The following is a 21,575-nucleotide window of genomic DNA, read 5'->3' as shown; positions in this document are numbered from 1 at the left end:
ACCAGGGAGCACGATGGTTCTGCGCGCTCCCCCTCGGGGTCGAGCGCCCGGCGCACCGGCTCCTCCCCCCCGGAGCTGGCGCGTCGACGGCCCCCGTTGTCCCCCCGACGGGGGCCGTCCCCTTTCCTGGTGCGGCCTGGGAGCCGTCGGACGGCGCCCTGTCCCTTCTCCCCCCGACGGGGGCCGTCCCCTTTCCTGGTGCGGCCTGGGAGCCGTCGGACGGCGCCGTCCACAAGGGTCTTCGCCGTCGGCTCGGCCTCCACATCTGCCCCGCCGGCGGTAGCCACCAGCGACCGGCGCCAGCAGCGTGGAGCCATGACGAGCGCAACGGTGGTCGGCGTGGCCGGGGGATCGGGTGGCGTGGGGGTGTCCACGTTCGCGGCAGCACTCGCCGTGCGGGCGACCGCGGCCGGACGCCGCGCCGTGGCCGTCGACGCCGACCCCCGGGGTGGCGGGTGGGACGTGACCTTCGGACTCGAGTGCGAGCCGGGCCTGAGGTGGCACGACCTGCGCGACCTGCGCGGTGCGGTCGTGGTCGACGACCTGGTCCGCCAGCTTCCGCAGGCGCGCGGCGTGCCGGTCCTCTCCTTCGGCCGACTCCTGGCGCCCGCGCCGCCCCCGCCCGTCCTCGACGCGGTGGCCGAGGCGTTGCACGCCTCCGGCCCGCTGGTGGTGGTGGACCTCGGACGCGCCGATGGCCCGGTAGCCGACGCCTTCCGCGCCCGCGCCGACGCGATCGTGCTGGTCGTGGGCAACGGCGTGCACGACCTGGCCGCCGGTCAGCTCGCGGCGGAGCGCCTCGCGGTCCGTGCCACCGCCGGCTGGCTGGTGGTCCGGTGCGCCCGCCGCTCCGGCGGGTGGGACTCCGACGAGGGACTGGCCATGCTCGCGGAGGCACTCGACCTGCCCCTGGTCGGCGCGTTCGGCGACGACGTGGCGGTGGAGACCGACCTGCTGCACGGCATACCTCCCGGTGAGCGGGAGCGGTGTGCCCTCACCCGCACCGCCGACCAGGTGCTGGCGCAGCTGTCGGTCGACGGCCGGCTGCCGGAGGCCTCATGAGCGTCGCGGACCCGGTCTGGGACCAGATCCGGCAGGGCCGGGCGCCCACCCTCGAGCGGGTCGCCGAGGTCGCCGCCAACGATGCGGCGCGGCTCGGGTCCGAGGGTGTGGCGCAGGCCCGGGACGCCCTCGCCGCCGCCGTTCTCGGAGCCGGCCCGCTCGAGGAGCTGCTCGCCGAGCCGGGTGTCACCGACGTCCTCGTCAACGGCGCCGGCGGCGTCTGGGTCGACCGCGGCGAGGGCCTGCGGCAGGCCAACTGCGAGCTGGGCGGGCCCGACGCCGTCCGGCGGCTCGCCGTGCGGCTGGCCGGGCTCTCGGGGCGACGGCTCGACGAGACGAGCCCGTTCGTGGACGGGGTGCTGCCGGGCGGGGTGCGGCTGCACGCGATCCTCCCGCCGCTGGTGTGCGACGGACCCCACCTGAGCCTGCGCGTGCCGGCGACGTTGGCGCCCAGTCTCGCCCAGCTGCGCGCCGGGGGCAGCGTCGATGAGCAGACCGAGGTGCTGCTGCGACGGATGGTCCAACGGCGCTGCGCCTTCGTGGTCAGTGGTGGCACCGGCAGCGGCAAGACCACCTTGCTCGGGGCGCTGCTCGGTGAGGTACCACCGGCGGAGCGGATCGTGCTGGTCGAGGACGTGCGCGAGCTGTCCGTGCGCCATCCCCACGTGGTGCGCCTGCAGGGTCGGCCGCCCAACGTCGAGGGGCGCGGTGAGGTGACGCTGACGGCGCTGGTCCGTCAGTGCCTGCGCATGCGGCCCGACCGGCTCGTCGTCGGCGAGGTCCGCGGCGCCGAGGTACGGGAGCTGATGAGTGCGCTCAACACCGGTCACGAGGGCGGCTGCGGGACCCTCCACGCCAACGCCACAGCAGACGTGGTCGCCCGGTTCGAGGCGCTCGGCGCGCTGGCGGGTCTGGCGCCGTCGGCCGTTCACGCACAGCTGCTCAGCGCGGTGCAGGTCGTCGTCCACGTCAGCCGGGCCGGGCGATCGCGGCGCGTGGGCGAGGTCGGTGTGCTCTCGCCGGACCCGAGCGGCCGTCCCCGAGTGCTGCCGGCGCTGGTGGCCGAGCCCCGCGGCCGAGGAATGGATCGGGACGCCCGGGGCTGGCCACAGCTGGCCGCGCTGCTCGGGGTGGATGCCGGATGACCGTGATCGCGGCGCTGCTGCTGGCTGCGGCGGTGCTCGCTTGGCCTCCTCGGCGCGGGCGCCTACCGTGGCGTTCCGGCCTCGCGCCGACCGAGCCCTCGCCGAATCCCCCGGGCGGGGCTGGACGCCCGGGCGTGGATCGTGAGTCGTCAGAGCGGTCGCCGTCCTTGGGGCGCGGGATCCGTCGACGTCTGGGCGTGCTCCTCCGTGGGCGCCGTCACGTCTCCGGCGGCGGCGCAGAGGAGGAGCTGGTCCTGCTGCTGGTCGAGACGATGGCCCCGGCGCTGCGGGCAGGACTCGCGCCGGCGCGTGCGCTGCAGCTGGCCGCCGACCCGGTGGGTTCGACGCAACCTTCGACGCGGGCGCGGCTCGAGGAGCTGTTGCGGGCCGCCCGCGACGGCGAGCCGCTGGCTCCGCTCTGGCGGGACTGGGCTCGAGCGAGCGCGGCGCCAGAGCTGGCCGTGCTGGCGCGTGCCTGGAGCCTGAGCGAGCGCACCGGTGCCCCGTTGGCCGACGGACTGGCCACCGCAGCGGACGCCGTCCGCGCTGCCCGGCGGTCCCGATCGGCCGTGGCCGCCGCGAGTGCTGGCGCGCGGGCCACCATGAACCTGCTCACCGCCCTGCCGCTCGGCGGCATCGCCGTGGCGGCCCTCGTCGGCGTCGCGCCCGACCAGCTCTACGGGTCGGCGGCTGCGCAGTGCTGTCTGGTCGCCGGAGGGTTGCTCGTGGTGTTCGGACGGTGGTGGGTGGGACGGCTCACCCGGTCCGCGCTGCGTGCGAAGGCGGTCGCGTGATCCTCCTGTGTGCCGCGCTGCTCGCGCTGGCGGTGCTCGTGTGGCCGTCGAGACGGCTACGCGGCCCCGCCGCCGAGGACCTGCTCAGATCGTCCGGACCCCGCCTCCGGCTGGGCCGCGGACCTGGTTCCGGTGCCGGCCCGACCGTCCCCGAGGTCGCCCGAGCCGTTCACCTGCTCGCGCTCTCGGTCCGGAGCGGCACCGGGCTGACCGAGGCGATCGACGCCGTCGCCGCCGAGACCGGCGGTGCCGTCGGGCGCCAACTCACGACCGTCACCGCCGCGCTGCGGTGGGGCGTCGACGAACAGACCGCGTGGCAGGGCGTCCCCGCGGTCTGGCAGCCGGCAGCCCGAGCACTGCAGCTGGCCGCGGCGGCCGGCGTGCCGCCCGCGGAGCTGTTGCTCGAGGCGGCGGACGACCTGCTACGTCGGGAGCGTCAGCGGCTCGACGTCTCGGCTGCCCGGCTCGGTGTCCGGATCGTGCTGCCGCTCGGGCTCGCCTTCCTGCCGGCCTTCGTGCTCACCACGGTCGTCCCTGTCGTCCTGGCCCTCGCCCAGGAGGTGCTGGGTCGCCCGTGACCGGTCCGCCCGTGAGCTGGCCGGTTGGGGCGGCCGCCCGCGTGGGCTGGTCGCGGCGGTCGCGGTCGTCGCAGTGGGATGCGACGCCGTCGTCAACGCCCGCAGGAGCGCTTCGCGGTAGGCGGGGGTGCAGTTCATCGCTGACGCGGGGTTCGGCGAACGCCGGGCCCGGGGGTGGTCGGCACGTCGCTCAGGCTAGGCGGGCGGTGGAGCCCCGGGCTTCTCGATTCCTGACTGACCTCCTGACTGACCGCCTGACTGACCGGCGCAGTCACGGTCACCCGACGCTGGCGTGCCTGGCCGAGGCACCGGCGGCAGAGCGGGGCGTGCACAGCCAACGGCTCCGCCACGCGGTCGTCCACAACGAGCCACCCGACGCTGTCGGAGGAGTCGCCCAGCCGCCCAGCATGGAGGAGTCAGATCCGTTGTGGAAGGAGAGCAACATGTCACGAGGACTGCTACGCAAGGCGATTGGCCGGGCGCGAGGACCCGCCGTCCGGGCGACCCGCAGGTGGGGGCGAGTCCGCGGGCTCACCGAGCGGGGGATGTCCACGGCGGAGTATGCCGTCGGCACGCTGGCCGCCTGCACGTTCGCCGCGGTGCTCATCGCTGTGGTGAAGTCCGGCGCGATCAAGTCGGCGCTGTCCGGGCTCATCACCTCGGCGCTGTCGATCGCGTCCTGATGCGAGCCGGTCGACCGCCATCGCGGGAGCAGGGGATGGCCACGGCCGAGATCGCGGTGGCCCTGCCCGCCGTGGTCCTCGTGCTGGCGATGGCGCTCGCCGGTGTCGGGGTGGCGATCGACCAGGTGCGCTGTGTGGATGCGGCGCGTGCTGCGGCACGCGCCGCATCCCGCGGCGACCCCTCCGGTGCCGTCCGGGCGGTGGCCCTGCGGGTGGCGCCGCCGGGCGCCGCGGTCGAGGTGGGCCGGTCCGGGGGAGGAGGCGCGGCAGGTGGTGAGGTCAGGGTGACGGTGTCCGCGCCCGCGCGGCTCGTCGGCAGTCTCCTGCCGGAGGACCTGCGCCCGCACGCGACGGCGGTCGGGCAGCTCGAACGTGCCGGTGGCGCGTGGTGACCACGGCCAGACCCGGCCGGCGCCATCGCCTGCTGGTTCTCGAGCACGGGCCCGACGCCACCGAGCGCCGGTCCAGAAGGACCGAACGCGGGTCGGGGACGGTGCTCATGGCGGGGGTAGCGGCGGTGCTGGCCGCACTGCTCGTGGGTGCGCTGGTCCTGGGCAGTGCCGTCCTGTCCAGCCACCGGGCGCGGGCGGCGGCCGACCTCGCCGCGCTCGCCGGCGCGGGGGCTCTCCTGCGGGGCAGTTCGACCGCGGAGGCGTGTGCCGTCGCCGGAGCGCTGGCGCGGCGCAACACCGGAGCGCTGCGGGCCTGCCGCGCGGCCGGCGACGGCTCGCTGGTCATCAGCGTCGGTGTGTCCTCCGCTCTTCCGGGACTGGGTGCCGCCGTGGCGCGCTCCCGAGCCGGACCAGCGGAGCCGGCAGGTGCCCCGGCGAGCGGGTTCGACCACACGAGCCCGTGACACGGGAGAACGGACGGTTCGGTCACGCGAGCCCGCGAGGCGAAGCGGGTCAGTCCGGCGATGGGGCCGGAGCCTCTCCGAGCACGGCGCCGAGCAGCCGGACCGCTCCCGCCTTGTCGAGCGGTTCGTTGCCGTTGCCGCACTTCGGCGACTGCACGCAGGCCGGGCAGCCCCGTTCGCACCGGCAGGACAGGATCGCGTCCCGGGTCGCGGACAGCCAGGCCCGGGCCGCGTCGAAGCCACGTTCGGCGAAGCCGGCACCGCCGGGGTGCCCGTCGTAGACCATCACCGTCGGCAGCCCCGTGTCCGGGTGCAGCGCCGTGGAGACTCCGCCGATGTCCCAGCGGTCTGCGGTGGCCACGAGGGGCAGCATCCCGATGGCCGCGTGTTCGGCGGCGTGGGCCGCGCCCGGGACGTCCACCTCGGTGATGCCGCAGGCCTCGAGCAGCTCTGGCGGCATCGTCCACCAGACCGCCTTGGTGCGCAGGGTGCGCTCGGGAAGGTCCAGCGGATGTTCGCCCAGCACCTCACTCGAGGGCAGGCGCCGCATGAACGAGGTCACCTGGGTGCGGACGTCGACGTGGCCGTAGGACAGCTCGACCTGCCCCCACGGCACGCGCCGGTCGACGCCGACGATGTCGAAGGAGCTCACACTGCGGGCTTGCGTGGACCAACCGGGGTCCCCACGGACCACCAGGGCGCTGCCGTCGACGAGGTCGAACTCGGTGACGACATGGGTCTGCCCCTGGTGCACGTAGACGGCCCCGGTGTGGACGGCGCTGTGGGCCCGCTCCCCGTCGACCGTCCCGAGCACCCGGCCGGTGCCGCGCTCGACGATACGGATCTCTGCCTCACCGCTGCCGCGCAGCGAGACGTGGTCCGTGGCCGGCTCGTCCCGGGTCCAGAACCACCCTCGCGGGCGCCGCCGGAGCAGTCCGCGGGCGACCAGGGCCTCCAGCAGCACCGGCATGGTGGGACCGAACCAGCGCTGGTCGTCCTCGGTCAGCGGCAGCTCCGCCGCCGCCGCGGCCAGGTGCGGCGCCAGGACGTAGGGGTTCGCCGGGTCGAACACCGTCGCCTCCACGGGGGTGCCGAAGACGGCATCCGGGTGGTGCACCAGGTAGGTGTCGAGCGGGTCGTCCGCGGCCACCAGGACGGCGAGCGAGGCCGAGCCGCGGCGCCCGGCCCGGCCGGCCTGCTGCCACAACGACGCCCGGGTGCCGGGCCAGCCGGCCAGCAGCACCGCATCGAGCCCACTGACGTCGACGCCCAGCTCCAGCGCGTTGGTCGCGGCGAGCCCGCGCAGGCGCCCGGAGCGCAGCGCGCGCTCGAGCGCCCGACGCTCCTCCGGCAGGTAGCCCCCGCGGTATGCCGACACGCAGGGGGCCGAGCCCCCCGTGGACCGCCCCTCCCCGGACCCCCCGGCGGCCACGCTCCCCGCGGACTCCGTGGACCCGTCCCCCGCGAGCGACCGCTGGGCGCTCGCGGACAGCACCTCCACGCCCACCCGCGACCGGGCGAACGCCACCGTCTGCACCCCGTCGGCGACCAGGTCGGCCAACAGGTCCGCGCTCTCGGCGACGGCGCTGCGCCGACGGGGCGGCCGGCCGTCGTCGCCGGCGACGAGCCCCGGCTCCCACATCCCGAAGGTGAGCGGTCCGCGCGGTGAGCCGTCCTCCGTCACGGCGCGGACCGGCATACCGATGAGCTGGGCAGCGTGCCGGGCAGGGTCGGCGACCGTCGCCGACGCGAGCACGAAGGTGGGCTCGACGCCGTAGCGGGCCGCGACCCGCCGCAGCCGGCGCAGCACCGAGGCGACGTGCGAGCCGAACACGCCCCGGTAGACGTGGCACTCGTCCACGACGACGTAGCGCAGCGCCCGCAGGAACGGTGCCCACCGCTCGTGACGAGGCAGCAACGAGTGGTGCAGCAGGTCGGGGTTGGTGAGGACGTACTGCGCGTGGTCGCGGATCCACCGGCGCTCGTCGGCCGGGGTGTCCCCGTCGTAGGTCGCCGCCCGCAGCCCCGGCACGGCGAGCGCCTCGACCCGGGCCAGCTGGTCGCCGGCGAGGGCCTTGGTCGGGGAAAGGTAGAGGACCGTCGCTCCGCGGCCGGACGGTGCTCGTGCGCCCTCGCAGGCGGCGGTCAGCGCCGGGACGAGGTAGCCCAGGCTCTTGCCCGACGCGGTGCCCGTCGCCACCACGACGTGCTCGCCGGCGTGCGCCGCCTCGGCGGCCTCCCGCTGGTGCGACCACAACTCGGCGATGCCGCACCCGGTGAAGGCGGCCAGCACCTGTGGGTTGACCCAGTCGGGCCACTCCGCGCGCTGCTCCAGGCGCACCGGGACCTGCTCGACGTGCAGCAGCCGCTCGGATCCCCGCCGACGCGCCAGCTCCTCCAGACGCCCCCGAGGGTCGAACACCGGTGCGGTGGGCGCGTGGCCGGCGCCGGTGTCGTGTGGCGGCCGGGACCGGACCGGAGGCGCGGCGCGCGAGGTGCTGCTGGTCATCGGACCCACGGTATGTCGACTGGGTGACCACCCGTGCCGCCACCGGTAGGCTGGGCGCGCCCAGAACCCCGCACGCAGAGCTGCAGCTGTGACCAGACGCCCCGAGGAGAACCACGTGGACCTGTCCGTCTCGTCCGAGGACGACGGTGACTCGACCGTCATCACCGTCGGTGGCGAGGTCGACGTCTACACCGCTTCCGTACTGCGCGAGCAGCTGGACCAGCAGATCGGTGCCGGCCGGCGTCACCTGGTGCTTGACCTGCGGGGCGTGGCGTTCATGGACTCGACCGGCCTTGGGGTCCTCGTCGGCCGACTCAAGCTGATCCGGATGCGCGGCGGCACCATGCGGCTGGTCTGCAACTCCGAGCGCATCCTCAAGGTCTTCGCCATCACCGGGCTCGACAAAGTCTTCCAGATCTTCGACTCCGTCGAGGCCGCCCAGGGCGGAGTCGCCTGACCGGCCCGTGACAGGGTCGCCACGCCGCGCAACATTTTCACCGGTTCACCCTCGCCCTCGCGCACACTCCCACCTAGAGTGACGGCAGTCACAGGTGCCACAACGCCGTGGCCCTCTCGAGGAGGAGTGTCTGGATGCCGGGTTTCCTGCATGCTGTCGGCCTGCCGAGCGTCACGCTCACCGGCGGGAACTTCATCATCGTCGTGGTGGTCGTCCTGGTCGCCCTTGCCGCGCTCGCCATGGGGTGGAACTTCCGGCGCCAGGTCCTCGCGGCCGACCCCGGGACCCCGGGGATGCAGAGCATCGGCTCCGCGGTCGAGGAGGGTGCGCAGGCCTACCTCGCCCGGCAGTTCAAGACCCTCGGCATCTTCGCTGTCGTCGTGTTCTTCCTGTTGCTGGTCCTGCCGGCCGACACGATGGCGATCCGCTGGGGCCGCTCCGGCTTCTTCCTGCTCGGTGCCGCGTTCTCGGCCTCCATCGGCTACCTCGGCATGAGCCTCGCGGTGAAGGCGAACGTCCGGGTCGCCTCCGCGGCCCGCACCTCCGGCCGGGACGAGGGCATGCGGATCGCCTTCCGCACCGGCGGCGTCGTCGGTATGGCGACCGTGGGCCTCGGTCTGCTGGGCGCCGGGATCGTCGTGCTCGCCTACCGGGGGGACGCCCCGAAGGTCCTGGAGGGCTTCGGGTTCGGTGCCGCGCTGCTCGCGATGTTCATGCGCGTCGGCGGCGGCATCTTCACCAAGGCCGCGGACGTGGGGGCGGACCTGGTCGGCAAGGTCGAGGCCGGCATACCCGAGGACGACCCGCGCAACGCGGCGACCATCGCCGACAACGTGGGGGACAACGTCGGTGACTGCGCCGGCATGGCCGCCGACCTGTTCGAGTCCTACGCGGTGACGTTGGTCGCCTCGCTCATCCTCGGCAAGGCGGCGCTCGGTGACCAGGGCCTGGTCTTCCCGCTCATCGTGCCGGCGCTGGGCGCGCTCACCGCGATGCTCGGGGTGTTCCTCACCAAGCCCCGCGACGGGGAGAGCGGCCTCATCGCGATCAACCGCGGCTTCTACGTCTCCGCGCTGATCTCGGCCGGGCTGTGCGCCCTGGCGGCGTTCCTCTACCTGCCGAGCAGCTTCGCCGACCTCACCGCCGTGCCGCAGTCGATCCAGCAGCTCAACGGCGACCCGCGGATCACGGCGAGCCTCGCGGTGATCATCGGCATCGTGCTCGCCACCATCATCCTGTGGCTGACCGGCCACTTCACCGGCACCGACAAGCGCCCCACCCAGGACGTCGCGCGGACCTCGCTGACCGGCGCCGCGACCGTGGTGCTCTCCGGGATCGGCGTCGGGCTGGAGTCCGCCGTCTACACCGCGGTCATCATCGCGCTCGCCGTCTACGGCGCCTTCCTGCTCGGGATGGGCTCGATCACCCTGTCGCTGTTCCTGGTTGCGCTCGCGGGGTGCGGCCTGCTGACCACCGTCGGGGTCATCGTCGCCATGGACACCTTCGGCCCGGTGTCGGACAACGCCCAGGGCATCGCCGAGATGTCCGGCGACGTGCACGGTGAGGGTGAGCAGATCCTCACCGAGCTCGACGCGGTCGGCAACACCACGAAGGCGATCACCAAGGGCATCGCCATCGCCACCGCCGTACTGGCGGCGACCGCGCTGTTCGGGTCCTACCAGGACGCCGTCGGGACGGCCCTGCAGACGGCGGGTGCGACCGCCTCCGAGACCGGCGAGATGGCGACGTCCTTCCTCGTCTACCAGCCCAGTGCCTTGGTCGGCCTGATCATCGGTGCCGCCGTGGTGTTCCTCTTCTCCGGCCTGGCCATCAACGCGGTCACCCGGGCGGCCGGCGCGATCGTCTTCGAGGTGCGCCGGCAGTTCCGGGACCACCCCGGGATCATGGACTACACCGAGAAGCCGGAGTACGGCCGCGTCGTCGACATCTGCACCAAGGACTCGCTGCGTGAGCTCGCCACGCCCGGCCTGCTGGCCGCCCTGGCACCGGTCGTGGTCGGGTTCGGGCTCGGTGTCGGTGCCCTGGCCGGCTACCTCGCCGGCGCCATCGGGGCCGGTGTGCTGATGGCCGTGTTCCTCGCCAACTCCGGTGGGGCGTGGGACAACGCGAAGAAGATCGTCGAGGACGGCAACCACGGTGGGAAGGGCAGCGAGGCCCACGCCGCCACGGTCATCGGCGACACCGTCGGAGATCCCTTCAAGGACACCGCCGGCCCGGCCATCAACCCACTCATCAAGGTGATGAACCTCGTCTCGCTGCTCATCGCGCCGGCGGTCGTCGCGCTGTCCGTGGGACCGCACGCCAACGCCGGGTTCCGCTGGGGCATCGCCCTTCTCGCGTTGATCATCGTGGTCGGGGCGGTGGCGGTCTCCAAGCGGCGCGACCTGGCGATCAGCGGGGACAGCGACGACGGTGCAGAGGTCCCGGCCGAGGAACCCCAAGTGGAACCGACGCACTTCTGACGCGCGCTTTGCGCGAGCGGCGTTTCTCCTGGGACCCGTTGGGGTAGTGGGGCGGCCGACCCTGCACCCGGCGGGGCCCAGGAGGAGGTGTCGATGCGCCTGCGGCGGGCGGACACCGACAAGCCGGGCATCACGAGGCGCCGCCGGGGCACGGGCTGGTCGTTCATCGGCCCCGACGGCGCTCCGGTCGACGCCGAGACGCGCGAGCGAGTGGCCCAGCTCGCGATCCCTCCGGCGTGGAAGGACGTCTGGATCTGCCCGCACCCCAACGGCCACATCCAGGCCGTCGGCACCGACGACGCCGGTCGCCGCCAGTACCTGTACCACTCGCAGTGGCGGCTCGAGCAGGACGAGGCCAAACACGACCGGGTGCTGCGGCTGGCGAAGCGCCTGCCGAAGATCCGCACGCAGCTGGAGCAGGACCTGCGCCTGCCCGGGCTGGCCCGCGATCGGGTGCTCGCCACCGGGCTGCGGATGCTCGACCACGGCGTGCTGCGGGTCGGCGGCGAGCAGTACGAGCGTGAGCACGGCACCCGGGGAGTCGCCACGCTGGAACGGTCAGGGGTCCGGGTCAACGGCGGCACCGTGGTGTGCGAGCTGGTCGCCAAGGGCGGCACGGACCGCATCGTGGCGATCTGCGACCCACCCCTCGCCACCGCCATCACGGCGATCCGGCGCGGTCGCTCCGGGAGCGCGCGGCTGCTCGTCTGGCGGGACGCCAAGGGCTACCACGAGGTGCACGCCGACGACCTGAACGAGCGGTTCAAGCAGCTGGCGGGGGAGGACTTCACGGTCAAGGACCTGCGCACCTGGCAGGCCACCGTCGTCGCGGCGGTCGAGCTCGCCATGGTCGAGCTGCCCCGCAAGAAGACGGCGCTCCGCCGGGTGGAGAAGCAGGCGATGACCCAGGTCGCCGAACACCTCGGCAACACACCGACGATCGCCCGCAGCTCCTACGTCGACCCGCGCGTCGTCGAGGACTTCGAGCAGGACCGGACCATCGAACGCACCGTCGACCGCGCCGGCATCGAGGACCTCGACGACCTCAACGACCCCGAGACCCGCGCCGCGGTGGAACGAGCAGTGGTGCGGTTGCTCACGCGAAGGTGAGCACCCGGCATACCTGCGGCACGTAGGGTGAGCGCTATGCACAGCACACTCTTCGAGCAGCGCAACCTCGAGGTCCAGGGGGACCAGCGGTTCGCGCTGCAGAACGCACAGATGCTGCGGGTGTCGCTCGGGCCGGACGTCCTGTCGATCAAGGGCGCGATGGTCGCCTACCAGGGGCAGGTCACCTTCCAGCACGAGGGTGCGGGCAGCGTCGGCAAGCTGCTCAAGAAGATCGTCACCAGCGAGGACGTTCCGTTGATGCGCGTCTCGGGGCGCGGCGAGGTCTTCTTCGCCTCGGAGGCCGGCTACGTCTACCTCATCGACCTCGGCGGTGACGGCCTGTCCGTCAACGGCCGCAACCTGCTCGCGTTCGACGCCGCCATCGACTGGGACATCAAGCGCGTGCAGGGCGCGGGGATGTTGAGCGGCGGGCTGTTCAACACGGTCCTGCAGGGCAACGGCACCGTCGCCCTGCACGCCGTCGGGCAACCGGTCGTGCTCGACTGCGCCGAGCAGCCGACCTACGTCGACGTGCAGTCGGCCGTGGCGTGGTCGGCCCACCTGGTTCCACAGGTCGTGTCGAGCATGAACATGCGGTCCCTGCTGCGCGGTGGCACCGGCGAGGCGTTCCAATACGCCTTCCACGGGCCGGGATTCGTCGTCGTGCAGCCCAGCGAGTGGGCACCGGTCGCGCAGCAGCAGAACCGCGGGGGCGGCGGAGGGATGCTCGGCGACCTGCTCGGCGGCTGAACGGCGACGTCGCACGCCCCACGAGAGAAGGCTGTATGCCGTCCACCACCCAACCGCCCGACCCACCCACACCTGGCCTCGCCCCGCTGACGGCGGATGCGCGCCTGCTGGCGGACCTGCGAGCCGACCTGGTCGAGGGTGGCTTCACCGTCGACGGCATCGCCGAGGTGCTGGGGCCGCTCGCCGCCCGCGCGCTGCACCGCGAGCAGCCCCTGCCTGCCGACCTGGCGACCCGCGAGAACTCTTCAGCCGCAGCGGTGTTGACGCGGCTGTTCAGCCTCGGGGTGGCGGTCCCGAGCGCGCGGCTCGCGCCCGTCGTTGCCCGCACGGGGATCACCGGGCTGCTCGAGCTGGGCCTGGTGCGCGAGCTCGAGTCGGACACCGGGGCCGCGGACGCCGTCGTCGCGACCTGCGACCTGCGGCCCTACGGCGACGAGGAGCACCAGTGGTGGGTCGCCTCGGACCAGTCCGAGCTGGCCACCGGCGAACCGCTCCCGGCCGACCACGTCCTCGGGATCGGCGGCGCCTCCACGACGCTGGCCTCGTGGACCCCGCGTCCCCCGGTGGGCCGAGCGCTCGACCTCGGCACCGGCAGCGGGGTGCAGGCGCTGCACCTGACCACCCACTGCGCCGAGGTCGTGGCGACTGACATCTCCGAGCGGGCGCTGTCGTTCGCCCGGTTCAACGCCGCGCTCAACGAGGTCACGCTCGACCTTCGCCCGAGCGACATGTTCGCGGCGGTGGCGGGAGAGGGCTTCGACCTGGTGGTGAGCAACCCGCCGTTCGTCATCACACCGCGGCTCCCGGGCGAGACCCGCTACGAGTACCGCGACGCAGGGCTCGTCGGCGACGCCGCCGTCGCCGGCCTCGTCCGCGCCGTGTCCGACCACCTGGCACCCGACGGAATGGCGCAGTTCCTCGGCAACTGGGAGATGTCGGAGGCGCCCGACGGGCGGCCCGAGGACTGGCGCGAGGTGGTCTCGTCGTGGCTCGAGGGCACCGGGCTGGACGCCTGGGTGGTGCAGCGGGAGGTGCAGGACCCGGCAGAGTACGCCGAGACCTGGGCGCGTGATGCCGGCCACGTGCCCGGCTCACCCGCGCACGGGCAGATGTATGCCGCGTGGCTGGCCGACTTCGCAGCTCGCGGTGTGCGTTCGATCGGGTTCGGGATCATCACGCTGCACCGACCCGCGACCGATCGGGCGCCGTGGCGTGACCTCGTCGAGGTGACCGGGCCGGTGGCCGCACCCATGGGTCCCACGGTGCTGGACGGCATACGAGCCCGGACGTGGCTGGCCGAGCACGGGGACGAGGCGGTGCTGTCGACGGCCTGGCGGTGCGCGCCCGACGTCACCGAGGAGCGGCACGGGCGCCCCGGGGCGCCGGATCCCCACGTCATCCTCATCCGGCAGGGCGGCGGCCTGCGGCGGGTGTTCCGCGCCGACACCGTGCTGGCGGCGTTCGTCGGGGTGTGCGACGGACAGTTGACGGCACGCCAAGCCCTCGACGCAATCGCCACCCTCGTGGATGCCGACGCGAGTTCGGTTCGGTCGCAATCACTTCCGAGGATTCGTGAGCTGATCGCCGATGGGCTGCTGGTCTCCTGACCCACTGCCGGCTCGGGTGGGGCCCGGGCCGACCCGCTCGGTGAGTGTCAGCGAGGTGACAGGGTGAGCCGGTGGTGGTGCTCGTGGCCGTCCAGCAGCTCCTCCGCCAGCGACAGGACCTCGGCCGCCTCGACGTCGTCGACGAACGACTCGTCGTGCACGCACCGCTGGTGCCGTTGCGGGCGGCCGCAGGAGGGGCAGTGCTCCCGGTGCGAGACGGCGATGCGGTGTGGCCCCACGAGCGGCCCGAAGGTCAGGGCGTTGTCCACCCAGAAGATGCCGACCGTCGGCGTCCCGGCGGCGACCGCGAGGTGCCGCGGCCCGGAGTCGTTGCCGACGAACAGCCGGGCCCGGTGCAGCAGGCCAAGCGTCCCACCGAGGGAGAGCTTGCCGGTCAGGTCGACGCAGGGGGCCGCGGACAGGCCGTCCACCCGGGCGGCGGTCTCGCGGTCCTGCTCACCACCGACGAGCACCGAGGGAAGCCCACACGCCGCGAGATGGTCTGCGACCGCGGCGAATCGGCGGGGGCTCCACCGCCGTCGCGGGTCGCGCGCGCCGACCGCCAGCGCCGCGAACGGTCCCCCGGGGCGCAGGCCATCGCTCTCGGCCAGGTCCGTCGGGGTCACGCCGATGCGAGGTTCCAACGCCTCTACCCCCGAGACCGTGGCGCCGACCAGGCCCACCACCTCGAGCCAGCGGAGCACCTCGTTGCGGTGCCCGGCGTAGCCGGTGGTGCGGTCGAGGGCGGGCGCGCCCGGCGCCCGGGCGCCGATCGTGACGGTGGCGCCGAGCCGCAGCAGGAAGGGGTTGCTCGTGCCGCCACCACCGTGCAGCTGCACCGCGAGCTCCGGTGAGCGAGCACGCTCCGCCTCGACGAACGGCGCCACGTCCTCGCCGTCCTCGGCGTCCGGCGGCAGGTCGCGCAACCCGGGGGCGTGTGGGGCGACCAGCACACGGTCCCAGGGCCCCGGCCGGTCGTGGAGGAACTCCGGCAGCCACTCGTTGCCGATGATCGTCAGCTCCGCCGCGGGATAGGCGCACCGCAGCGCCGCCAGCGCCGGCACGGCCACGACGAAGTCGCCGATCCCGTTCGCGCGCAGGGCCACGATGCGATGGACGCCCGGAAGGTGCCCCTCCGCTGGCAGCGCCGTCACGACGCCGCTCCCGCACGGACCCGGATCCGGTCGATGACACTGCTGGTGGAGTGGTCGGCGACGTAGTCGACCATCCGGACCTCCCCGCCGAGCCGGCGCACGAGCGGGCACTCGGGCAGCATCTCGGGGGTGTAGTCCCCGCCCTTGACGTACACGTCCGGGCGGATGAGCTCGATCAGGTCGGTGGGGCTGTCCTCGTCGAAGACCGTGACCGCATCGACGGCGGCGAGCGCCGCCAGCAGGCGGACCCGTTCCTCCTCGGGCAGCACCGGCCGGTCGGGGCCCTTCAGCCGGCGGACGCTGGCGTCGCTGTTCACCCCGACGACGAGGACGTCGGCGAGGTCGGCAGCCTGCTCCAAGTAGGCCGCGTGCCCGGAGTGCATCAGGTCGAAGCAGCCGTTGGTGAAGGCGATCCGGTCCCCGCGTGCCCGGCGCCGCTCGACGAGGTCGTGCACCTCGGAGGCGGTGAGCACCCGGCGGGGCCGCCCGGGTGAGAGCCGGCGCGCCAAGTCGGCGTGCCGGCATACCGCGGTCTCGGGCTCGGCCACCACGAGGTCCGCCGCCTGCTGCGCCAGGTCAGCCGCCGCCCCGGGCTCGGCGCCGGCCGCCAGGGCCAGGCCGAACACCGCGAGAAACGTGTCGCCGGCACCGGTGGTGTGCTCGGCGGGACGCGTGGGCCGCGTCCGGTGCGGCGGGGCGCCCGCGCGGTGCAGCACGGTGCCATCGGTGTCCAGCGTCACCGCGACGAGGTCCGCGCCGGTGCGGCGCAGCAGGTCGCGGGCATCGATGTCCAGCAGTCCAGCTCGCTCGCCGGACTCGTGCTCGAGGACGGCGAGCGCCTCCTGGGCGCTGGGGGTGACCGCGGTGGGCCGGCAGGAGGCCCAGGGCCGCAGGTCGTGGGCGTCGACCAGCAGCGGACCGCGCAGGCGGGACCGGACCGAACTGACCGCGTCGCGGACCGCGCGGCTGACGACTCCGTCGCCGTAGTCGCCGACCAGCAGCACATCCGCTCGCGGAGCCGTCGCACGGACCCGTTCAGCGAGCTGCGCCACGGCCCCCGCAGCCCACGGGTGGTGGTCCTGCTGGTCGAACCGGGCGACCATCCGGCCGCCGCAGAGCAGCCGTCGCTTGGCGGTCGTGCGGTGGCCCGGGGCGGTGACGAGGCCCTCGGCGTCGATGCCGGCGCGACGGACGGCCTCCCGCAGGAGCTCGCCGTCGGCGTCCGCCCCGATCAGGCCCAGCAGCCGGGTGTGCGCCCCCAGCGCCGCGGCGTTCGCGGCCACGTTGGCGGCACACCCGGGCACGTGCCGGGTCCGGTCGACGTCCACGACCGGCACGGGTGCCTCCCGGCACAGACGGGTCCCTTCCCCCTCGAGCCAGTCATCCAGTGCGAGGTCCCCGACCACCAGTACCCGCAGGTCCGGAAACCGGTCGACGACGCCCGCGCTGCGCATGCCGCCGTCCTACCCGGCCGGCCGTCGCTTCACACCGCGCCACCCGTGTCCCACGGTTCCGTGGGCGGGCATGACTCCGTGGGCGGGCATGACCGGGATCACGCCGCCGTCTGACGGCTCCCGGGCATAGGGCACCGCGTCACAGGGGTTACCGTCTAGGCGCATCGCCACGTCCGAGCAGCGACGAATCCGCTGCACGTGGGATCGGAATGAAGGGGTCACGCAGTGCCAGCAACTACCGGACGCAAGCTCGTCATCGTCGAGTCGCCCGCGAAGGCGAAGAAGATCGGCGAGTACCTGGGCAAGGACTACGCGGTCGACGCGAGTGTCGGTCACATCCGCGACCTGCCCAACCCGAGCGAACTCCCGGCGGACATGAAGAAGGGTCCCTACGGCCGCTTCGCCGTGGACGTGGACAACGGCTTCGACGCCTACTACGTCGTGGACCCGGACAAGAAGAAGAAGGTCGCCGAGCTGCGGCGGCTGCTCAAGGACGCCGACGAGCTGCTGCTCGCCACCGATGAGGACCGCGAGGGCGAGGCGATCGCCTGGCACCTGCTGGAGGTGCTCAAGCCCAAGGTGCCGGTGCGTCGCATGGTCTTCCACGAGATCACCCGTGAGGCGATCCTGCGGGCCGCGAACGAGACCCGCGAACTGGACAACCGTCTGGTGGACGCCCAGGAGACGCGGCGGATCCTGGACCGGCTCTACGGCTACGAGGTGAGCCCGGTCCTGTGGCGCAAGGTGCGCCAGGGGCTGTCGGCCGGCCGGGTGCAGTCCGTCGCCACGCGGATGGTGGTCGAGCGGGAGCGGGCGCGGATGGCGTTCCGCGCGGCGTCCTACTGGGACGTGGAGGGGGAGTTCGCCCCCGGGCAGAGCGCCGGGCAGGCGTTCACCGCCCGGTTGACGGCGGTCGACGGGCGCCGGGTCGCCGTCGGCCGTGACTTCGGCGACGACGGGGTGCTCAAGGCCTCGGTCAAGCAGGAGCTGGTGCACCTGGACGAGGCGGCCGCCACGGCGATCGCGGCGGCCCTGCCGCAGGCGTCGGTGCGGGTGTCCAGCGTGCAGGAGAAGCCCTACACGCGGCGTCCGGCCGCGCCGTTCACCACCTCGACGCTGCAGCAGGAGGCGGGCCGCAAGCTGCGGATGACCAGCAAGAACGCGATGCGGGTGGCCCAGCGACTGTACGAGAACGGCTACATCACCTACATGCGCACCGACAGCACGACGCTGTCGGAGTCCGCCCTCACGGCGGCGCGCAGCCAGGCGCGGGACCTGTATGGCGCCGAGTACGTCCCCGAGGCCCCTCGCCGGTACGAGAAGAAGGTGAAGAACGCCCAGGAGGCGCACGAGGCGATCCGTCCGGCGGGGGACCGGTTCCGCACCCCGGCGCAGGTGGCGGGTGAGCTGCGCGGGGACGAGTTCGCGCTCTACGAGCTGGTCTGGAAGCGCACCGTGGCCTCACAGATGGCCGATGCGCGCGGCTCGACCGCCACGGTCCGGCTCGGCGGCACGGTGCGCACCGACGCCGGGGAGCAGGCGGTGGAGTTCACCGCCAGTGGCACCGTGATCACCTTCCGTGGGTTCCTGGCCGCCTACGAGGAAGGGCGCGACGAGGAGGAGCGTCGCGCGGCTGCCCAGGGCGAGGGTGACCGGCGCCTGCCCAAGCTGGGCGAGGGTGTGGGGCTCGACGTGCTGCGGGCCGCGGCGGACGGACACGAGACCACCCCGCCGGCGCGGTACACCGAGGCCACCCTGATCAAGGCGATGGAGGAGAAGGGCATCGGCCGACCCTCGACGTATGCCGCCACCGTGGGCACCATCCAGGACCGCGGCTACGTGCGGCTGCGGGGCACCGCGCTGGTGCCCACCTGGCTGGCGTTCGCGGTGACCCGGTTGCTGGAGGAGCACTTCCCTCGGCTGGTCGACTACGACTTCACGGCATCCATGGAGGAGGACCTCGACGCCATCGCCCGTGGCGACCAGCAACGGGTCAAGTGGCTGCAGCGGTTCTACTTCGGCGACCAGGCCACCAACGCCGAGGGGCTGCGCCAGCTGGTGGAGGACCTCGGGGAGATCGACGCACGCGAGATCTCCACCGTCGACCTCGGCGACGGGATGGTCGTGCGGGTGGGTCGCTACGGTCCCTACGTCGAGCAGGTCACCCCTGCCGGGGTGGACCCGGCCACCGGCGAGGTCACCGACGAGGCCGCGGCTGGGCAGGCCAAGCCCCGGCGCGCCACCGTCTCGGACGACATCGCGCCGGATGAGATGACGCCGGCCAAGGCACGCGAGCTGCTCGAGGCGGCCGCCGACGACGGTCGCGTGCTCGGGCAGGACCCGCAGACCGGGCGTGACATCGTCGCCAAGGCCGGCCGTTACGGGCCCTACGTGTCCGAGGTGCTGCCGGAGTCCGAAGCCGACGGCAAGCCGGCCAAGGGCAAGGCGAAGGTCAAGCCCAAGACGGCCAGCCTGTTCAAGGACATGGACCTGGCCACGATCGACCTCGACACGGCGCTGAAGCTGCTCAGCCTGCCCCGAGTGGTCGGTGCCGACCCCGACTCCGGTGAGGAGATCACCGCGCAGAACGGGCGCTACGGCCCCTACCTGAAGAAGGGCACCGACTCCCGGTCGCTGACCAGCGAGGACCAGCTGTTCAGCATCACCCTGGAGGAGGCGCTGAAGATCTACGCCGAACCCAAGCGGCGCGGCCGGGCCGCCTCGGCGGCCCCGCTGAAGGAGCTCGGCGAGGACCCCGCCAGCGGCAAGCCGGTGGTGGTCAAGGACGGCCGGTTCGGTCCCTACGTCACCGACGGCGAGACCAATGCCACCCTGCGCAAGGACGACGACCCGGCCACGATCACCCCCGAGCGGGGCTTCGAGCTGCTCGCCGAGAAGCGGGCCAAGGGTCCGAGCACGCGCAAGCGCGGGGCGAAGAAGACCGCCCGCAAGACGACGAAGAAGTCAACCGCGAAGAAGGCCGCCAAGAAGTCCTGACTCCCTTCGCGACCCTCCCGATCTCGGGACTTTCCCGCCGATCTCGGGACTTTCCCGCGGATCTCGGGACTCTGCTGCTCGCAAAGTCCCGAGATCGCGCGGATTCCCCCTAGATCGGCAGGTTGGGGTGGCGGGTCAGGCCTGCGCGGGCAGCCGCGACAGGGCCTGCTGCAGGTCGGCGATCACGTCGGAGGGGTCCTCCAGGCCCAGGGACAGCCGCAGCAGCCCACCGTCCGGTCTGGCGTCGGCCGCGACCGGCCGGTGGGTCAGCGAGGACGGGTGCTGGATCAGGGTGTCGACGCCGCCGAGCGAGACGGCGTGTGTGATCAGCCGGCACCGGCCCGCCACCGCGGCAGCGGCGTCGTGCCCGCCGACGACGGTGAACGCGAGCATCCCGCCGGGCCCGGCCATCTGTCGGCCGACCAGGCCGTGCGGGTCGCAGCCGGGCAGGCCGGGGTAGCGCACGGACTCCACTGCCGGGTGCGACGACAACCAGCCGGCGACCTTCTCCGCCCCGGCCTGCTGGGCCCGCACGCGGACCGGGAGGGTCTGCAGGCCGCGGTGCAGCTCGTACGCGGCCGTGGGGTGCAGCAGCGCGCCGGTCACCGCGCGGACCTGCCGGATCCGCTCGGCCCACTCCTCAGTGCACGCCACCACGCCCGCGATGACGTCGCCGTGGCCGCCGAGGTACTTCGTCGCCGAGTGCAGCACCAGCCTCGCGCCGTGCCGCGCGGGGTTCTGCAGCGCCGGCGTCGCGAAGGTGTTGTCCACCACGACGGGCACGGATCCGGCCGCCGACACGAGCGCGGACAGGTCGACCAGCTCCAGGCTCGGGTTGGCCGGAGTCTCCACGACGACGAGACCGGTGTCGCCGCGGATCGACTCCGCGACCGTCGCGGCCGTCGCCCAGCTCACCCGCGTTCCGAGCAGCCCGGTGGCGAGCACGTGGTCGGTGCCGCCGTAGAGCGGTCGCACCGCCACGACGTGCGGCTTCCCGGCCGCCACGGTGGCGAGCAGGGTCGCGGTGAGGGCCGCCATACCGGAGGCGAAGGCGACCGCCTCGGCGCAGGACTCGAGCTCGGCCAGCGCCCCCTCGAACCGGGCGACGGTGGGGTTCCACAGCCGCTGGTAGACGTAGCTGTCCTGCGCGCCGGGTCGGTGCCCGGTCGCGAGCACCTCGTAGGAGTCCCCGCCGTGCTGCACGTCCGGCAGCGGGTAGGTCGTGGACAGGTCGATCGGCGGCACGTGCACGCCGAGCGCCGCGAGGTCGTCGCGGCCGGCATGGACGGCACGGGTGTCGGGTGAGGATGAGCTGGTGGCCATGCCCCGATGGTGAAGCAGATGCGGAAAACAGGGAAGGGTTCCGCAGGACCTGCGCTACATCGCATTGTCAGCGTGAATTCTGCGGTATGCCGGAGTACGCTCGCCCGCGTGCCGAAGAAAGCACCCTCCCGCCGACCGCCCGGTCCCGCTCCCACCCCACGACCTCGCGGGCTCGACGAGGTCGATGCACTGCTCGTCGAGCTGCTGGCGCGTGATGGCCGGTCGCCCAACACCGTGCTCGCCCGGGCGGCCGGGATCGCCGAGTCCACCTGCATCGCGCGGGTGCGCGCCTTGCGGGAGCGGGGCGTCATCCGCGGCATCCACGCCGACATCGATCCCGCCGCTCTCGGGCGCCCGGTCCAGGCGATGGTCGCGGTGCGGTTCGGCGGGCACCAGCGCGACCACTTCGAGCAGTTCCGCGCCGAGGTGCCGGCCCTGCCGGGTGTCCTGGCGACCTTCCACCTCAGCGGGGCGACCGACTACCTCGTCCACGTCGCCGCCGAGTCCTCCGACGCGCTGCGGGACTTCGTGCTCGACCACCTCACCAACCGCCCGGGCGTCGTCCACGCCGAGACCTCGCTCGTCTTCGAGGCGCTGCCAGGCACCGGAAGCC

Annotated in this window: 18 protein-coding genes; 14 read left to right on the top strand and 4 right to left on the bottom strand. The window is 73.5% G+C overall.

Annotation, left to right across the window (positions count from 1 at the left end; all coding sequences use genetic code 11):
- Nucleotides 1–315 precede the first annotated feature (315 nt).
- The 7 genes from VFL99_RS08770 to VFL99_RS08740 all read left to right on the top strand — a co-directional run bounded on the left by VFL99_RS08770 (nucleotide 316) and on the right by VFL99_RS08740 (nucleotide 5,118).
- Complete coding sequence (locus VFL99_RS08770; RefSeq protein ID WP_325105963.1) at nucleotides 316–1,062, top strand: CpaE-like family protein; 747 nt, start codon at nucleotides 316–318, stop codon at nucleotides 1,060–1,062.
- Nucleotides 1,059–2,207: a TadA family conjugal transfer-associated ATPase gene (locus tag VFL99_RS08765; protein WP_325105962.1), complete on the top strand. Its 1,149-nt coding sequence runs from the start codon at nucleotides 1,059–1,061 to the stop codon at nucleotides 2,205–2,207. Before VFL99_RS08770 ends, VFL99_RS08765 begins: the two co-directional genes overlap by 4 nt.
- Before the next feature lie 197 nt (nucleotides 2,208–2,404).
- A complete protein-coding gene (locus tag VFL99_RS08760) occupies nucleotides 2,405–3,001 on the top strand; it encodes a type II secretion system F family protein (protein WP_325105961.1) in 597 nt (198 codons plus the stop codon).
- Nucleotides 2,998–3,579 (top strand): type II secretion system F family protein, encoded by a 582-nt coding sequence (locus VFL99_RS08755; RefSeq protein WP_325105960.1) that lies wholly within the window; start codon nucleotides 2,998–3,000, stop codon nucleotides 3,577–3,579. The genes VFL99_RS08760 and VFL99_RS08755 overlap by 4 nt, the downstream gene beginning before the upstream one ends.
- A gap of 443 nt (nucleotides 3,580–4,022) precedes the next feature.
- A complete protein-coding gene (locus tag VFL99_RS08750; RefSeq protein ID WP_325105959.1) occupies nucleotides 4,023–4,262 on the top strand; it encodes a DUF4244 domain-containing protein in 240 nt (79 codons plus the stop codon).
- A gap of 35 nt (nucleotides 4,263–4,297) precedes the next feature.
- The gene (locus tag VFL99_RS08745) at nucleotides 4,298–4,654 is read left to right on the top strand and encodes a TadE family type IV pilus minor pilin (RefSeq protein ID WP_325105958.1); all 357 of its coding nucleotides are present in this window, start codon (nucleotides 4,298–4,300) and stop codon (nucleotides 4,652–4,654) included.
- Nucleotides 4,651–5,118, top strand: a complete 468-nt coding sequence (locus tag VFL99_RS08740; protein ID WP_325105957.1) for an Rv3654c family TadE-like protein — start codon at nucleotides 4,651–4,653, stop codon at nucleotides 5,116–5,118. The genes VFL99_RS08745 and VFL99_RS08740 overlap by 4 nt, the downstream gene beginning before the upstream one ends.
- A 49-nt stretch (nucleotides 5,119–5,167) precedes the next feature.
- Here VFL99_RS08740 and VFL99_RS08735 read toward each other — a convergent pair whose 3' ends face one another.
- Complete coding sequence (locus tag VFL99_RS08735; RefSeq protein ID WP_325105956.1) at nucleotides 5,168–7,627, bottom strand: DEAD/DEAH box helicase; 2,460 nt, start codon at nucleotides 7,625–7,627, stop codon at nucleotides 5,168–5,170.
- A gap of 88 nt (nucleotides 7,628–7,715) precedes the next feature.
- Between VFL99_RS08735 and VFL99_RS08730 the strand changes: the two genes are divergently transcribed.
- The 5 genes from VFL99_RS08730 to VFL99_RS08710 all read left to right on the top strand — a co-directional run bounded on the left by VFL99_RS08730 (nucleotide 7,716) and on the right by VFL99_RS08710 (nucleotide 14,034).
- The gene (locus VFL99_RS08730) at nucleotides 7,716–8,084 is read left to right on the top strand and encodes an STAS domain-containing protein (RefSeq protein WP_462283435.1); all 369 of its coding nucleotides are present in this window, start codon (nucleotides 7,716–7,718) and stop codon (nucleotides 8,082–8,084) included.
- A gap of 134 nt (nucleotides 8,085–8,218) precedes the next feature.
- The gene (locus VFL99_RS08725; RefSeq protein ID WP_325105955.1) at nucleotides 8,219–10,567 is read left to right on the top strand and encodes a sodium-translocating pyrophosphatase; all 2,349 of its coding nucleotides are present in this window, start codon (nucleotides 8,219–8,221) and stop codon (nucleotides 10,565–10,567) included.
- 93 nt (nucleotides 10,568–10,660) lie between these two features.
- Nucleotides 10,661–11,677, top strand: coding sequence for a DNA topoisomerase IB (locus tag VFL99_RS08720; RefSeq protein WP_325105954.1), 1,017 nt, complete (start codon nucleotides 10,661–10,663; stop codon nucleotides 11,675–11,677).
- Between the two features lie 36 nt (nucleotides 11,678–11,713).
- A complete protein-coding gene (locus VFL99_RS08715) occupies nucleotides 11,714–12,427 on the top strand; it encodes an AIM24 family protein (protein WP_325105953.1) in 714 nt (237 codons plus the stop codon).
- A gap of 35 nt (nucleotides 12,428–12,462) precedes the next feature.
- Nucleotides 12,463–14,034 carry a class I SAM-dependent methyltransferase gene (locus VFL99_RS08710; RefSeq protein WP_325105952.1) on the top strand — a complete coding sequence of 524 codons (1,572 nt, stop codon included), beginning with the start codon at nucleotides 12,463–12,465 and terminating at the stop codon, nucleotides 14,032–14,034.
- Nucleotides 14,035–14,081: 47 nt separating this feature from the next.
- On the opposite strand, the gene VFL99_RS08705 is transcribed toward VFL99_RS08710, so the two are convergent.
- Both VFL99_RS08705 and rfaE2 read right to left on the bottom strand, forming a co-directional pair.
- Nucleotides 14,082–15,188 (bottom strand): glycosyltransferase family 9 protein, encoded by a 1,107-nt coding sequence (locus VFL99_RS08705; RefSeq protein ID WP_325105951.1) that lies wholly within the window; start codon nucleotides 15,186–15,188, stop codon nucleotides 14,082–14,084.
- On the bottom strand, nucleotides 15,185–16,642 hold the full coding sequence (rfaE2, locus tag VFL99_RS08700) for a D-glycero-beta-D-manno-heptose 1-phosphate adenylyltransferase (RefSeq protein ID WP_325105950.1): 1,458 nt from the start codon (nucleotides 16,640–16,642) through the stop codon (nucleotides 15,185–15,187). Before rfaE2 ends, VFL99_RS08705 begins: the two co-directional genes overlap by 4 nt.
- A 225-nt stretch (nucleotides 16,643–16,867) precedes the next feature.
- On the opposite strand from rfaE2, the gene topA reads away from it, so the two are divergent.
- Nucleotides 16,868–19,639, top strand: a complete 2,772-nt coding sequence (gene topA, locus VFL99_RS08695) for a type I DNA topoisomerase (protein WP_325105949.1) — start codon at nucleotides 16,868–16,870, stop codon at nucleotides 19,637–19,639.
- 135 nt (nucleotides 19,640–19,774) lie between these two features.
- On the opposite strand, the gene VFL99_RS08690 is transcribed toward topA, so the two are convergent.
- Nucleotides 19,775–20,962: a trans-sulfuration enzyme family protein gene (locus tag VFL99_RS08690; protein ID WP_325105948.1), complete on the bottom strand. Its 1,188-nt coding sequence runs from the start codon at nucleotides 20,960–20,962 to the stop codon at nucleotides 19,775–19,777.
- Between the two features lie 108 nt (nucleotides 20,963–21,070).
- On the opposite strand from VFL99_RS08690, the gene VFL99_RS08685 reads away from it, so the two are divergent.
- A partial coding sequence (locus tag VFL99_RS08685) for an Lrp/AsnC family transcriptional regulator (RefSeq protein ID WP_325105947.1) occupies nucleotides 21,071–21,575 on the top strand: 505 nt, incomplete at its 3' end.

The organism is Segeticoccus sp. (assembly GCF_035708005.1).
The sequence above is the reverse complement of the archived record's forward strand: the minus strand, read 5'-3'. Positions and strand labels throughout refer to the sequence as shown.